The 14,747-nt window shown below is 55.7% G+C and carries 11 protein-coding genes; all 11 read right to left on the reverse strand.

Features of this window, described 5'->3' with window-relative positions:
* Window positions 1-3 precede the first annotated feature (3 nt).
* Window positions 4-1,644, reverse strand: coding sequence for a glycerol-3-phosphate dehydrogenase/oxidase (locus DZC51_RS12265; protein ID WP_157296322.1), 1,641 nt, complete (start codon window positions 1,642-1,644; stop codon window positions 4-6).
* A gap of 14 nt (window positions 1,645-1,658) precedes the next feature.
* A complete protein-coding gene (gene glpK / locus DZC51_RS12270; RefSeq protein WP_157296324.1) occupies window positions 1,659-3,152 on the reverse strand; it encodes a glycerol kinase GlpK in 1,494 nt (497 codons plus the stop codon).
* 19 nt (window positions 3,153-3,171) lie between these two features.
* On the reverse strand, window positions 3,172-5,112 hold the full coding sequence (mutL, locus tag DZC51_RS12275; RefSeq protein ID WP_157296326.1) for a DNA mismatch repair endonuclease MutL: 1,941 nt from the start codon (window positions 5,110-5,112) through the stop codon (window positions 3,172-3,174).
* Between the two features lie 4 nt (window positions 5,113-5,116).
* Window positions 5,117-7,702, reverse strand: a complete 2,586-nt coding sequence (gene mutS, locus DZC51_RS12280) for a DNA mismatch repair protein MutS (protein ID WP_232524136.1) — start codon at window positions 7,700-7,702, stop codon at window positions 5,117-5,119.
* Between the two features lie 90 nt (window positions 7,703-7,792).
* Window positions 7,793-8,383 carry an outer spore coat protein CotE gene (gene cotE, locus DZC51_RS12285; RefSeq protein ID WP_232524141.1) on the reverse strand — a complete coding sequence of 197 codons (591 nt, stop codon included), beginning with the start codon at window positions 8,381-8,383 and terminating at the stop codon, window positions 7,793-7,795.
* A 96-nt stretch (window positions 8,384-8,479) separates the two neighbouring features.
* Window positions 8,480-8,911, reverse strand: coding sequence for a YlbF/YmcA family competence regulator (locus DZC51_RS12290; RefSeq protein ID WP_198304121.1), 432 nt, complete (start codon window positions 8,909-8,911; stop codon window positions 8,480-8,482).
* A gap of 207 nt (window positions 8,912-9,118) precedes the next feature.
* Entirely contained in the window at window positions 9,119-9,385 is a 267-nt protein-coding gene (locus tag DZC51_RS12295) for a stage V sporulation protein S (protein ID WP_008297102.1), read from the reverse strand.
* Window positions 9,386-9,487: 102 nt separating this feature from the next.
* The gene (locus DZC51_RS12300) at window positions 9,488-10,285 is read right to left on the reverse strand and encodes a TIGR00282 family metallophosphoesterase (protein WP_157296332.1); all 798 of its coding nucleotides are present in this window, start codon (window positions 10,283-10,285) and stop codon (window positions 9,488-9,490) included.
* Between the two features lie 73 nt (window positions 10,286-10,358).
* The gene (rny, locus tag DZC51_RS12305) at window positions 10,359-11,924 is read right to left on the reverse strand and encodes a ribonuclease Y (protein WP_157296335.1); all 1,566 of its coding nucleotides are present in this window, start codon (window positions 11,922-11,924) and stop codon (window positions 10,359-10,361) included.
* A 293-nt stretch (window positions 11,925-12,217) separates the two neighbouring features.
* Window positions 12,218-13,279 carry a recombinase RecA gene (recA, locus tag DZC51_RS12310; protein ID WP_157296337.1) on the reverse strand — a complete coding sequence of 354 codons (1,062 nt, stop codon included), beginning with the start codon at window positions 13,277-13,279 and terminating at the stop codon, window positions 12,218-12,220.
* A 207-nt stretch (window positions 13,280-13,486) separates the two neighbouring features.
* Window positions 13,487-14,740 carry a competence/damage-inducible protein A gene (locus DZC51_RS12315; protein WP_157296339.1) on the reverse strand — a complete coding sequence of 418 codons (1,254 nt, stop codon included), beginning with the start codon at window positions 14,738-14,740 and terminating at the stop codon, window positions 13,487-13,489.
* Window positions 14,741-14,747: the final 7 nt, after the last annotated feature.

The following is a 14,747-nucleotide window of genomic DNA, read 5'->3' on the forward strand; positions in this document are numbered from 1 at the left end:
CGGTCAGCCTCCTTGCAGACCTGCCGCCTGACTGGTGGCATGGTCGAGTTCTTGAAACATCCGTGCCTTCTCTTCTTCGGTCAGGAAAAGCAGGTCCGCCATGTATTCTGTAATTTTCTTGCCTTCAATCCGTACCTTGCCGGCATCGAAAAACATCCAGCTGGTTCTTCTGACAAGGAAGTCGGCCGGCGTGGCTGCCATTTCTCCGTGGATGGCATAAAGGATCCGGCCCCTGACAGCGGCACTCAGTCCGGCACCTTCCCCGGCAGCGTGGGCAAAACGGAACACCACATCGGCATTCGTTCCGTAGAATGCGGCAATCTCACGCCCTTCTTCCCGGGTCAATCCGTAAAGTTCCGCTTCGTTGGCCTTGCCTTCGATAAACAGTTCCAGTTCACCGGGTTCGTCGAAATCGCCGCCCGACAGGCGGAGCGCTTTGGTGATGCAGGGTCCATATGTGCGGTCCTTTGAACGCCGGACGATCCGGTCGACGGCATCTTCGGCCATTTTCCTGTAACCGGTCAGCTTGCCCCCGGCCATCGTCAGAAGCCCTGATTCAGATTCCCAGATTTCATCCTTCCGCGAAATCTCCGATGGGTCCTTGCCTTCTTCATGGATCAGCGGCCGGACACCTGCCCAGGTGGATTCCACATCCTCTCTGCCCAGACCGCGACCCGGGAACATGCCGTTCGCCGCCTTCAGCAGATAATCCACATCGTCTGCCGCTGCCGCAACATCTTCAGGATTCCCGCCGTAGAACGTATCGGTCGTACCGACATAGGCCTTCCCGTCTCTCGGTATGGCGAAGATCATCCTCCCGTCGGCACTGTCAAAATAAACAGCCTGCCTGAGCGGAAAACGCGACTGGCTAATCACAATATGGACACCCTTCGAGAGCTTGAGATGCTTGTCGTTGTCGATGGCATCCAAGCCCCTCACCTCATCCACCCAGGGACCGGCAGCATTGATGACATGGTCCGCATCGGTCCGGAACAGGCTCCCATCCAGCCGGTCTCGGATTTCAGCCCCGGCAACCTTTCCGTCTCCGTCATAGATCAGCTTTTCCGCCTTGCAGTGGTTCAGGCAGAGCGCGCCTTTCTCCGCCGCCTTTTTGAGAACCTCAATGGTCAGCCGGGCATCATCCGTCCGGTATTCTACGTAGTGGCCTCCGCCGAGAAGGCCTTCACGCTTCAGCAGCGGTTCCAGCCGGAGGGTTTCTTCCGGTGACAGCATCGTCCGGCGCTCATCTTTCTCAACACCTGCCAGCCGGTCGTACACGGCGAGCCCGGCAGAAGTCATGTGCGGTCCGAACGTGCCACCCTTGTGGAACGGAAGCAACATCCGCTCCGGCTCTGTTACGTGGGGGGCGTTCTCATAAACCACTTTCCGCTCACGCCCGGTTTCCGATACAATCTTCAGCTCCATCTGCTTCAGATACCGGAGTCCCCCGTGGATGAGTTTTGTCGACCGGCTGGATGTGCCTGCCGCGAAATCCTGCATGTCGACCAGCAGGACGGACATTCCCCGGGTGACGGCATCCAGTGCGATTCCCGCACCGGTGATCCCGCCACCGATAACCAGGAGGTCAAAACGGAACCTCGTGGCATGCTGCTTCATCTTCGGCCTGAGCAATGTTGAAAACATGGTCGCCACTCCCTTCACATTCTAAACGAACGCGTCGCTTCAACCGCTTTTTGCCATCCCGAATATAGGCTGTCACGGTCTGCCTGATCCATCTTCGGAGAGTACAGTTTCCTGGAACGCCACATTGACGCAATCTCGTCACAGTCCTTGTAGAAGCCGGTCGACAGTCCTGCCAGATAGGCAGCGCCCAATGCGGTCGTCTCACTCAGTTCGGACAGTTCGACATCCGACTGGAGGATATCACTCTGGAACTGCATGAGAAATCCGTTATCTACGGCACCGCCGTCCGCACGAAGACGCTTGATCGGAATACCCGCATCTTTTTCCATGGCATCCAGAACGTCCTTTGTCTGGTATGCCAGGGACTCCAGTGTGGCACGGATAAAATGCTCTTTTTCCGTTCCTCTTGTCAGGCCGAAAATGGCACCGCGTGCATCCGTGTCCCAATATGGTGTCCCGAGTCCGACAAATGCAGGAACAACATACACACCGTCGGATGAATCGACCCGGGCGGCATACTGCTCACTGTCACCCGCCTTGCGGAGCATTCGAAGGCCGTCACGCAGCCACTGGATGGCCGATCCTGCTACGAACACACTGCCCTCCAAAGCGTAGACCGGGCCCTCCCCGATATCCCAGGCGACTGTTGTCAAAAGCCCATGACGGGATTTGGTCGGCTGTTTGCCCGTATTGACCAACATGAAACACCCTGTGCCGTACGTATTTTTGGCCATGCCCTTCTCGAAGCAGGCCTGACCGAACAAGGCTGCCTGCTGATCGCCCGCTGCCCCGCCGATCGGCACCTTCCCGCCGAAAAAGACCGAAGGGTCCGTGTGGGCATATACTTCAGAGGAAGGCCTCACTTCAGGCAGCATCCTCATCGGAATGCCGAGAATACCGCACAGTTCGTCATCCCACTTCATTTCGTGGATATTGAAGAGAAGGGTTCTGGAAGCATTCGTCACATCGGTCACATGGACGGCACCGCCGGAAAGTTTATAGATCAGAAAACTGTCGATCGTACCGAACAGCAGGTCCCCCGACTCCGCCCTTTCCCTGGCCCCCTCGACCTTGTCAAGGATCCACTTCACCTTTGTCCCTGAAAAGTAAGGGTCCAGCACCAATCCGGTCTTTTTCCTGAACAGATCCTCATGCCCGGATTCCTTTAGTTCATTGATGATCGGCTGTGTCTGGCGTGACTGCCAGACGATGGCATGATGGACAGGACGCCCGGTCTTCCGGTCCCAGATGACGGTTGTTTCCCGCTGGTTCGTGATGCCGATCGCCCCAATCTGTTCGTGGCCGACTCCGCTTTCGGTCATCACTGCGGCAATGCAGGAAAGGACTGACCCCCAAATTTCATTGGCATCATGCTCCACCCAACCGGGATGCGGAAAATACTGCCTGAACTCCTGCTGCGCGGAATGGACCACCCGGCCCTCCCGGTCAAACAAAATGGCACGTGAACTGGTCGTCCCCTGGTCGATCGACAGAATATAGTTTTCCAACATGCTCGCCCCTTTCGTGTTACATCACACGCTTGAACATCTTCTCGATTTCGTATGTGGAGAAATGGATGATGACCGGCCGGCCGTGCGGGCAAGTGTATGGACTTTCTGCCTGCCCAAGATCATGCAGCAGCCGCTCCATATCAGCCCGTGTCAGGTAATGGTTCGCCTTGATCGACCGCTTGCAGCTCATGAGAATGGCCGTCTCCTCAAGCAATTTTCCGATATCAGTCCTTCTCTCGGCCAGTGCCTGCTCGACGAGTGCCTCGATGATTTCTTTTTCCGAGCCTCCGGGAAACCATGCGGGATGTTCGCGCACGACAAAAGTCCGGTTGCCGAACTCCTCCATCTCAACACCGACGGAAGCCAGTGTACCGCGCAGCTCGCGAATCCTTTCCATATCATCAGGCGGATAGTGGAACGTCAACGGAATCATGAGTGTCTGCCGTTCGTTGCCGTCCGCGCGTTTTACCTTTTCACGGAAATACTCGTACTTGATCCGTTCCTGGGCGGCATGCTGGTCCACAAGATAAAAACCGTCCGTGCTTTGGGCCACGATATATGTACCGTGAATCTGCCCGACAACCTCCAGCTGACTGAACGGCACTTTTCTGGTTTGCCCCTCCTCCAAATGTTCCCCATCTGCAAGGGGACTGTCACTGATGTCATGGGCATCCGTTTCCTCATTGCGGACTGATGGGTCGGCTATCATCTGGGCTGCCGGTTGCCGGCGGAGGTTGTCTTCCATCAACCCGCTTGCGGCTGACGGTAACGGCAAGCCTCCTTCGGCTGAAGTTCCCGTCCTTTCCGATTCCCCTTCATCCTTAAAATCTTCCGGAGGGATTGAAGCCGGACGATAAACCGTCTTCCCGATTTCCGGCAAGACCCGGTTTTCCCTTTCCTGCTGGTGCCAGAGGGAAGTCTGTTCCGTTTTCGGGCGTATTTCCTTCGGAGGTTTTGCTGCCGGCGCACCGATTGCACCGGACACCGCCTTTCGGACCGCTTCTCGGATCAGCGCGCAGAGCTCCGGCTCTTTACTTAGCCGGATCTGCTGTTTGGCAGGATGCACATTCACATCTGTCAGATACGGGTCGCCCTTGACGTCGATGACGGCAATCGGAAAGCGGCCGATCGGCAGAAAGGTATGATAGGCAGCGATCACGGCGTTTGTAATCGGATAGCTTTTGACCCAGCGTCCGTTCACAAGAACTGTCATGTAGTTTTTGGAGGCACGGGTGATCTCCGGCAACGCACAAAAGCCCGATACCTCATAATCTGCAGATTCGCCTTCAAATGAAAGCATCTTTCGTGCGGTCCCCGGTCCATAGATGTCCGAAATGACTTTGAGGAGATTTCCGCTTCCGGACGTCCGAAGATGTTCCTGGCCGTTGTGCACCAGGCGGAACGCGATATCCGGATGACTGAGGGCTGCCCGGTTCATGAAGTCGATGGAATGGCCAAGCTCTGTCTGGATCGTCTTCATATACTTCAGGCGTGCCGGCGTGTTGAAGAATAGCTGTGAAACCGTGATGTCGGTTCCTCTCCGGTATGCGGCCGGTTCCTGTTCGACAAGGCGTGTGCCCTCGATGCGGATCCTGCACCCGCCGGATTCACCGTCGGACGTCTGCATATCCACTTTTGAGACGGCGGCGATACTGGCCAGCGCCTCTCCCCTGAAGCCCAGTGTCCGGATCCTGAACAGGTCATGTTCGTTGCCGATCTTGCTTGTCGCATGCCTTGAAAAACAGAGAAGGGCATCTTCCGTATCCATTCCCTTGCCGTTATCCGTCACCCGTATCGAAGAAAGCCCGGCTTCCTCCAGCCTCACCTCGATGGAAGTCCCCCCGGCATCGATGGCGTTTTCCACCAGCTCCTTGACGACGGATGCGGGACGCTCCACCACCTCACCGGCAGCGATTTTGTTGGACAGCGGTTCATCCATCAGAACGATTTGTCCCATCCGATCACCTTCCGTTCCGTTTCAGTCTTTCCTGCATGCCGTGGAGCCATTGGAAAGCATCCATCGGCGTCATGCGCAGAAGATCCAGGCCTTCGATCTCGACGGCCAGCCCGGAGTCGTCTGCATCTTCCTTAGCGGGGCCCTTTTCTCCCGCGTTTTCGTCGAAGAGCGACAGCTGGCCTTCCGGTTCCGTACGCGTCTCTGAGTCAGGCCTTTCAGCTTCAAATTCACCAAGCAGTTCTTCAGCCCGGCGGATAACGTTATCCGGAAGTCCCGCAAGTTCCGCAACCTGGATTCCATAGCTCTTGTCCGCCGCACCGTCTTTCACTTTATGAAGGAAAATGACACGGCCGCTTTGTTCGGCTGCTGCCACATGCACGTTTTTCAGCCGGCCGAGCGTCTCAGAAAGCCCGGTCAGTTCATGATAGTGCGTGGAGAACAGCGTATTGGCCCCGATATGATCATGGATATGTTCCATCATCGCCTGAGCAAGTGCCATACCGTCATAAGTGGATGTCCCCCTCCCGATCTCGTCAAAGAGAAGCAGGCTGTCCGGAGTCGCGTTCGCAAGGGCCAACCTGGATTCCATCATCTCGACCATGAACGTGCTTTGGCCGCCGGCCAGATCATCTGCAGCTCCGATGCGCGTGAAAATCTGATCGGTCACCGGAAGTTCGGCTCGGTCAGCGGGGACAAAACAGCCGATCTGCGCCATGATGACAGTCAGCGCAACCTGCCTCATGTATGTACTCTTGCCTGACATATTCGGTCCCGTGATCAGCAGCATGTTAGACCCTTCATCCAGAACGCAGTCGTTCGGGACATACGTTCCGTCATCCAGCATCTTTTCCACCACCGGGTGCCGGCCTCCGATGATTTTCATCTCCCGCCCTTCATTGAAGACGGGTTTTACAAACCGGTATTTCTCTGAAACTTCCGCAAACGCGGTGAGGACATCCAGCGTGCTCAGCCGGTCAGCCAATGCCTGGATGGCCGGGATATGGCGCTTCACCTCATCCCTCACCGCCTGGAACAGCTCCGCTTCGAGAGTGAGCGCCTCCTCGTCGGCGTTAAGGATGATCGCTTCCTTCTCCTTGAGTTCCGGCGTGATGTACCGCTCCGCATTGGCAAGCGTCTGCTTCCTCTCGTAGCGTTCCGGGTCCACCAGGTGGACGTTCGACTTGGTGACCTCGATATAGTAACCGAATACCCTGTTGTAGCCGATCTTAAGCGATTTGACGCCGGTCTTTCGGCGTTCTTCCGCTTCGAGGGCTGCGATCCAGTCCTTGCCGTTTTTGGAGGCATCCCGCAGTTCGTCCAGGCGGGCATGATACCCTTCCCGGATAACTCCGCCTTCCTTGTTGCTGATCGGCGGATCATCAGTGATCGCCCGCTCGAGAATGGTGAGGACATCTGCGCACGGATCGATCATGCCGGCCAGCCGTCTCAGCTTCTCACCATCAGAAGCTTCAAGAGATTCCCGGATCGGGTGTGCCTGGGAAAGGGACCGTCTCAGCTGTGACAGTTCCCGGCCCGTCGCACTGCCTAGCGCCACCTTTCCTGCAAGCCGTTCGATATCATAGACACCCTTCAGCAGTTCCCGGACTTCGCCGCGGACAAAAAAGTCTTCAATCAATTCTTCAACGGCATCAGTCCGTTCAAGGATTGCGGCCTTTCCGGCCAGCGGTTCATGGATCCATTGTTTGAGTCTCCTGCCGCCCATGGCCGTCACCGTTTCATCCAGCAGCCAGAAAAGCGAGCCTTTCTCACCGCCGCCGCGTATTGACTGGACCAGCTCCAGATTCCTTCTGGAGTTCGGATCGATCGACAGTACGGATTTCTGCTCCCTGTAGACGATCGGCTGAAGATGGGACAGCGACCTCTTCTGTGTACGCTCCAGATAGCGGAGAAGGCGGGAAGCGCATGGCCTGATCCGGGCAGGACAGGAGCCCGTGACCGACATTTCCCAGTCCCGGGCCGCTTCCTCGTTCTCGATGGAAAGCAATATGGAACGGGCCTGTGCATGCTCGTGCAGTTCCAGATACAGCTCGTCCGGCACGACGATTTCCCGGATTTGGAGTGCTTCCGCCTCCGATACGAGCGATTTCGGCTCGCGCCCGGCGTAGGTCGCCGTTCCCTCGCCGGTTGACAGGTCAATTCGCACAAGTGCATAGTCACCATCTTCTGTCCTTCCGGCAGAGCCGATGTAGATGTTCGACTTTTCCCCGATTGTCCGGCCCTCCGTCAATGTCCCCGGAGTGATCAGCTGGATGACCTCCCGCCGGACGATCCCCTTGGCCAGTGCCGGGTCTTCCGTCTGCTCACATATTGCAACCTTATATCCCTTGCGGACAAGCGTCTCGATATATCCGGCCGATGAATGATACGGAACACCGCACATCGGAATTTTACCGGACTGGCCGCCATCCCTGGATGTCAGGGTGATTTCAAGAATCTGCGAAGCATTCAGCGCATCCTCGAAAAACATCTCGTAGAAATCGCCGAGCCTGAAAAACAGGAAGGCGTCTTTATAATCTTCTTTGATCTCCAGATACTGTCTCATCATTGGTGTCAATGTTTTCACTGCCATCGTTGCCACAACTCCCGTAAACCTCAGTATTCCTTCAATTATATCAGAGACCCGGCACAACAGAAAAAGCCGGGGAAGCTCCCCGGCCTCTTAATACGAACTGGAATCCTTGTCTGAATCGCCCTTTTCGCTGCCAAAGTCTTTTTTATAGTCCTTTTCTTCCCCATGTCCCCCTGATGAAGATGAAGAGGAAGAGGAACTCTCATCGTCAAAACGCCATTCTTCCTCAAAATCAACCGGATGGACCTGTACGCACACCTTCGTCTCCCCGACCACCTCGGCAAGGAGTTCACGCTCGACCGAAACGCTGAATTTCTCTCCGCATTTGGTGATGATCGCTTCGGTGCAGTTCGGCTGCTGGATGACCTTGATGTACACATCTTCCTGGCCGCCGGTCGCTCCATCACGATAATGAAGCCGGACACGGTCCTTGTAGCTGATCGTTTCCGTGTAAACCGACGTCTTCGAATGATCATGGTGAGAGTACCAGACGTTGATGTCGAACTTGCCGTACACCTCCACATACTTGCCATACTTCTTGGACTGATGGGTGTGATTGATGATCCAGCAGCCCAGGATGCCCGACGGCTTATTCGGCGGCCGGAGCACCTCCGTCGACTCCGATCTCTTCTTCCCTTTGGCAACTACCGCTTTCGTGACAATCTGCCGTAAGTTTTTCAGGGTCAACCCTCCTTCTTCGGTTCACTTCCATCCTATGCAACATTCGCCCAGGAAGTGAAAAAAGCCCAAAGGAAATTCTTCCTTCGGACTTTCTTTTTATTTCTTGCCGCCGGGAGCATTGCGGACCATGGAGCCGGTCTCGCCGCGGAGCACGTCGCCGCCGGTCGACTCGATGATATGATTGGTCACATTGTTTGCGATCGTGTTGGACACAAGCTGAAGCAGCTGATTCACATCGATCTGGGACTGCTTGAACTCCTGCACGATCGGAACTTCGTCTATTTCTTTCTCGATTTGTTCGATTTTATTTTCCACGAGTCCGAGTGCACGTTCCTTGCCGTACTGCTGGAAGTTGACAGCCTGTTTTTGAAGGCTCTTCAGACTGGCGATCTTTTCCCTGATTTTCTGGTTGTCGTTGATTTGAGCTTCTGCACGCTTGAAGAAGTCAACCTCTTCCGTCTGTGCAATCATCTCGGCAAGTTCTTTCGCCTTTTCGATGATTTCGTGTTTTGTGTATGTCTTTTCCATCATATCCACCTTTTCTGCCGTCCGCTCTTTGCCGGGGCGGCAATCGGACAAATTTAACCGGCCGGAAACCGGATGTTTTCCCCATTATACGAGACAGTGACGCGGCCAGACAAGCCGGGCGCCCGAATGTCGGCACATTGACACATCTCGTTCCCTCGCCGGCATCTCAGAAAACCGAACGGCCCCCCGAAGAGGGAGGCCGACAGTTCATCGTTTTCTTTTTTCCACGAGCAGTTTCATCGCTGTCCGTTCCTCTCCGGCGATCAGGATGTCGGTGAAGGCAGGCGAGCAGGTCAGGTCATTGCCGCTTGGTGCGACAAATCCTCTTGCAATAGCGACGGCCTTGACGGCCTGGTTGAGCGCTCCGGCCCCTACAGCCTGCATTTCCGCATATCCTTTCTCCCGGATAACCGCGACGAGTGCTCCTGCGACAGAATTCGGATTGGATCGTGAGGATACTTTCAATGAGTCCATGCCTATCCCTCCTGTTTTTCCGCTTTCATGGAACCGGTCTCTTCCATGCCTTATTGTATGCGAGGTGCGGATAGCGCATGAACACCCAGCCAGATGGCTGTATCAGTACTTTAGAGGATGGTCGTCATTGATAAGTATGCGTTCGCAGCGGATCGCCTTACCGGATCCCGCATCCGCTTCTACGAAAAATCCGCCAAGCTGTGTGCGTCCTTTTTTCGGAACTTCAAAGCGGGCAGGAAGATTTGTTCGGAAGCGGTAAAGCACTTCTTCTTTTTTCATGCCGAGAATCCCATCATATGGTCCGGTCATACCTGCATCTGTGAGATATGCAGTTCCGCCAGGCAGAATCCGCTCATCCGCCGTCTGCACGTGGGTATGCGTTCCGACCACGGCAGACACCCGGCCGTCCAGATGCCATCCCATCGCAATTTTCTCGCTTGTCGCTTCCGCATGGAAATCGACGAACACCAGCGGAGACTCCTCCCTGGCCTGGGCAATCAGCCGGTCTGCCGCTTCAAACGGATCGTCATGGGGCGGCATGAATGCGCGCCCATGCAGATTGATGACCGTCAGCAGGCCAGCTTCCTTAGAAATGGTCGTCATTCCGCGGCCCGGCGCTTCCGGCGAGAAGTTCGCCGGCCTGATAAGTCCGTCGGCACCGTCGATAAAATCGAAAATCTCTTTTTTGTCCCATGTGTGGTTTCCCATCGTGATGACGTCAACGCCCCCGAAGATGAGGTCATCATAATCCTGGCGCCTCAGCCCCTTGCCGGATGCTGCGTTTTCTCCGTTGGCGATCACTACGTCGGGTGCATACTTTCTCCGAAGGCCCGGCAATGTACGCCTGACCATTTCCATGCCGGGCTCGCCGACAATATCTCCGATGAACAGAATTTTCACTTGGTTCTCTCCCGTCCTGTTTCAGCAATGAAAAAGGCTTCCCGGACATTTTCCAGGAAGCCTGTTCATGCTGTTATTTTGCGTATTCGACCGCCCGGGTCTCCCGGATGACAGTCACTTTGATATGGCCCGGATAATCCAGTTCGCTTTCGATCCGTTTCCGGATATCCCTCGCGAGCCTGTGGGCCGTGATGTCGTCCACCTGATCCGGACGTACGATGATGCGGACTTCCCGTCCTGCCTGGATGGCGTAGGACTTCTCGACACCATCGTAGTCTTCGGCAATTTCCTCGAGTTTTTCAAGACGGCGGATGTAGTTCTCCAGCGTCTCGCTCCTTGCACCCGGGCGCGCAGCCGACAGGGCGTCTGCGGCCGCCACAAGAATGGCGATGACCGATGTCGGCTCCGTATCCCCGTGGTGGGATGCGATGCTGTTGATGACAACCGGATGCTCCTTGTACTTGGTGGCGAGCTCGACTCCGATTTCGACGTGGCTGCCTTCGACTTCGTGGTCGATCGCCTTCCCGATGTCATGAAGCAGTCCCGCGCGCCGCGCAAGCGCGATGTCGGAATCCTTGAACCCGAGCTCGGCTGCGAGAAGTCCGGACAGGTAGGCCACTTCCTTCGAGTGTTTCAGGACATTCTGGCCATAGCTTGTCCGATACTTGAGGCGGCCGATGATCTTGATGAGATCCGGATGGAGGTTGTGGATCCCGAGATCGAAGGTCGTCTGCTCGCCCGCTTCGCGGATCTGCTCGTCGACCTCCTTGCGGGATTTCTCCACCATCTCTTCGATGCGTGCCGGATGGATCCGCCCGTCCTGCACCAGCTTCTCGAGAGCCAGCCGGGCAATTTCACGGCGGATCGGATCGAAGCCTGAAAGGATCACCGCTTCCGGTGTATCGTCGATGATGAGATCGATGCCGGTCAGTGTTTCCAAAGTACGGATGTTGCGCCCTTCCCGTCCGATGATCCTGCCCTTCATCTCATCATTCGGCAGATTGACCACCGATACAGTCGTTTCCGCCACGTGGTCGGCAGCAAAACGCTGCAGGGCCAGTGACAGGATTTCGCGGGCCTTCTTGTCTGAATCTTCCTTCGCCCGCAGTTCGGCCTCCCTGGTCATGACAGCGATGTCCGTCGAAAGCTCTGTTTCCACTTCCGAAAGGATCAGCTGCCGTGCCTCTTCCCGGGTAAGGGCCGATATGCGTTCCAGCTCAGTCTGCTGATCGCTCATAAGCTGTTCCGCCTTGCTCTCCATCTGTGCGATATGCTGTTGTCGTTCGGCCAAAGCGTCTTCCTTGCGCTCCAGACCCGCTTCACGTTTGTTCAGCGCATCCTCCTTGCGGTCAAGATTCTCTTCCTTCTGCAACAGCCGGTTTTCCTGCCGCTGAAGTTCTGAGCGGCGTTCCCGGATGTCCGATTCGGCTTCTGTCCGTAGTTTGTGAGTTTCATCTTTCGCTTCAAGTAGCGCTTCTTTTTTCAGTGCCTCCGCTTCGCGCCTGCCGTCTTCCACGATGGATTCGGCAGACTGCTTCGCACCGGTCACTTTGGAATCGTTCACTTGTTTTAAGGCAAAATAGCCAACAACTGCACCGACGATGAGTCCGAGCAAAGCGGAGATGATCACTTCAACCATTTAGGTCACCTCCCCCTGCTTTCATTCGTCTGTTAAACCATCCCGGCGTCAAGCCGGGCATTCATGCTGTTCATGCCGGTCTTGCATAAAATTGTCATGATGGTCATTGGATAAATCTATCCATCTTCAATTGTACCGGCGGTAAAAAGCGCTGTCAAGGTGGGAAGAAAGCCGTTTCCGGCCTTTTCCTGTGCGGCAGTCCGCAATGAAAATAGACCGGCAGCCGCACCTCAATTCTCAGGAGAGAAGAGGCGCCGCTGCCGGCCGTCAACGGTCCGAAGCCGGACCGGTTCTTACTTGTCTTCTTCGATGAGCAGGTCGAAGATTTCGTCTTCTGACTCTTCTTCCTCTTCAATAGCCACCTGAGGACCGTTCAGGCCATAGGCATCACGGATTTTCCCGGCGATCTCCTGGCGGATATCCGGGTTTTCCTTCAGGAACTGTTTCGCATTCTCGCGGCCCTGACCAAGGCGTTCGCCATTGTATGAGTACCAGGAACCGCTTTTCTGGACGACATCCTCTTCTGCGCCAAGGTCGATGATTTCGCCTTCCTTGGAAATCCCTTCACCGTACATGATGTCGACTTCCGCCGTACGGAACGGTGGAGCCACCTTGTTTTTGACGACCTTGATCCTTGTGCGGTTGCCGACGAAGTCATTGCCCTGCTTGATCGACTCCGCACGGCGCACTTCAAGACGGACGGAACTGTAGAACTTCAACGCACGGCCGCCCGGTGTGGTTTCCGGGTTGCCGAACATGACGCCGACCTTTTCACGGATCTGGTTGATGAAGATTGCAATGGTCTTCGATTTATTGATCGCACCGGAAAGCTTCCGGAGCGCCTGGGACATGAGACGGGCCTGGAGGCCGACATGGGAATCGCCCATTTCGCCTTCGATTTCCGCTTTCGGCACGAGCGCCGCAACGGAGTCGATGACGATGATGTCGATCGCGCCGCTGCGTACAAGCGCTTCTGCGATTTCAAGAGCCTGTTCTCCCGTGTCCGGCTGGGAAAGGAGGAGCTCGTCGATATTGACGCCCAGTTTCTGTGCGTAGACCGGGTCAAGAGCATGCTCGGCATCGATGAAGGCGGCCTGTCCGCCTGCCGCCTGGGCTTCCGCGATGGCATGGAGCGCAACCGTCGTCTTACCCGAGCTCTCCGGGCCGTAGATTTCTACGACCCGTCCGCGCGGGTATCCGCCTACGCCGAGTGCGGCGTCAAGCGTGAGGGAACCGCTCGAGGACGTCGAGATCTCACGGTCCGTCTTCTCGCCCAGTTTCATGACAGAACCCTTCCCGAATTGTTTTTCAATCTGTTTCAGTGCCATATCCAATGCAGCTTTGCGATCGCTCAAACTTGTTCCTCCTCATGGGTATATGCTGGTTTTCTATCTGTCTCTACTATACTCGGTTATTGAGAAAAACACAAGAAAAAAGCGAACATCCATTCGATTTTTATACAGGCGATATTTGAAACTTGTGCGTATCATACTTCCCGTTTTTTGATTTTCGCATCGGAAAAGGCGCCGAAATTGAATTTTGCGGCGCCTCATCATAATTAATTATTTATTCCCGATGGCTGTGTCGCCGATCATCCGGATCAGCATATGCATGGCTGATTTCACCGCCCGGATCCGGTTGGTATTCCTCATTCCGGACAGCAGCAGTTCCCGTGTCCGGACGTCCCGGCCGGATGCTATTGCGACCCAGACCGTGCCGCCCGGCTTCCCGTCATGCGGATCCGGCCCTGCCGCCCCCGTCAGTCCGACCCCGTAATCAGTGCCGAACTTTTCACGGACCGCTTTTGCCATTGCCGAGGCCGTTTCCTCGCTGACGACTCCCTTTTCTTCCAAAATCGAAGCGGGTATACCAAGCTGTGCTTTTTTTGCATCTGCAGTATAGGTCACGACACCCCCCGCCAGCGCGCCGCTGATGCCGGGCTGTTCGGCAAGCTCGGACATGAACAGTCCGGCGGTGAGGCTTTCTGCAGCGGAGATGGTGAGCCCGTTTCCGAGCAGGAGTGAAGCGGCCTTCGAGACCAGAGTCTCATCATCGTAACCGTACAGGTACTGGCCGACAATTTTGCGGATTTCGGTTTCCGCGCCATCGAGCAATCCTGCCGCTTCCTCTACAGTGTCCGCCTTCGCGGTCGCACGGATGGTCACTTCACCGTCAGAAGCAAGCGGGGCAAGTGTCGGATTTGTCTGGTTATCCAGAAGAGCCGACAAGCGATGCTCCAGTTCGGCTTCCCCGATTCCGTAGAACCGGAACACACGCGAGACGATCGGACCTGTGAAGCCGGCGATCCGGGCAAGTAGCGGTTTTGCCTGTACAGTGAACATCGGTTCCATTTCTTTGGGCGGTCCGGGCATGAGAAGATAGTGGCGGTTGCCTGCGGAAAACAGCATGCCAGGCGCCATCCCATGATGGTTCTGCAGAACTGTTGCCCCCTCAAGGATCAGTGCCTGCTTTTTGTTGTTGTCCGTCATTTCACGGCCCATTCGTTCAAACCACGCACGGATCGATACGAGCGCCTCATCGTCATAGACCAGTCGGGTACCGGCATGACGGGCAATGGTTTCCTTCGTCAGATCATCCTTCGTCGGTCCAAGCCCTCCTGTGAAGATCAGCAAGTCTGAACGGGATTCTGCGATTCTGATCGCTTCCTCCAGTCTTCCGGCATTGTCCCCGACCACGGTATGGAAGTGCACGCTGATGCCCAGTTCGGCAAGCCCTGATGAAATGTAGCGGGCATTCGTGTTATTGATCTGCCCCAGAAGCAATTCGGAACCGACAGCAATGATTTCGGCTTTCACATTGACT

The sequence above is a fragment of the Bhargavaea sp. CC-171006 genome, assembly GCF_009761675.1.
Lineage (GTDB): Bacteria > Bacillota > Bacilli > Bacillales_A > Planococcaceae > Bhargavaea > Bhargavaea changchunensis.

What these genes read in the sequence shown, in the direction of transcription:
- DZC51_RS12265 (WP_157296322.1), bottom strand. Translation starts at nt 1,644, where the DNA reads ATGTTTTCAACATTGCTCAGGCCGAAGATGAAGCAGCATGCCACGAGG.
- mutL (WP_157296326.1), bottom strand. Translation starts at nt 5,112, where the DNA reads ATGGGACAAATCGTTCTGATGGATGAACCGCTGTCCAACAAAATCGCT.
- mutS (WP_232524136.1), bottom strand. Translation starts at nt 7,702, where the DNA reads ATGGCAGTGAAAACATTGACACCAATGATGAGACAGTATCTGGAGATC.
- DZC51_RS12290 (WP_198304121.1), bottom strand. Translation starts at nt 8,911, where the DNA reads ATGGAAAAGACATACACAAAACACGAAATCATCGAAAAGGCGAAAGAA.
- DZC51_RS12295 (WP_008297102.1), bottom strand. Translation starts at nt 9,385, where the DNA reads ATGGACTCATTGAAAGTATCCTCACGATCCAATCCGAATTCTGTCGCA.
- rny (WP_157296335.1), bottom strand. Translation starts at nt 11,924, where the DNA reads ATGGTTGAAGTGATCATCTCCGCTTTGCTCGGACTCATCGTCGGTGCA.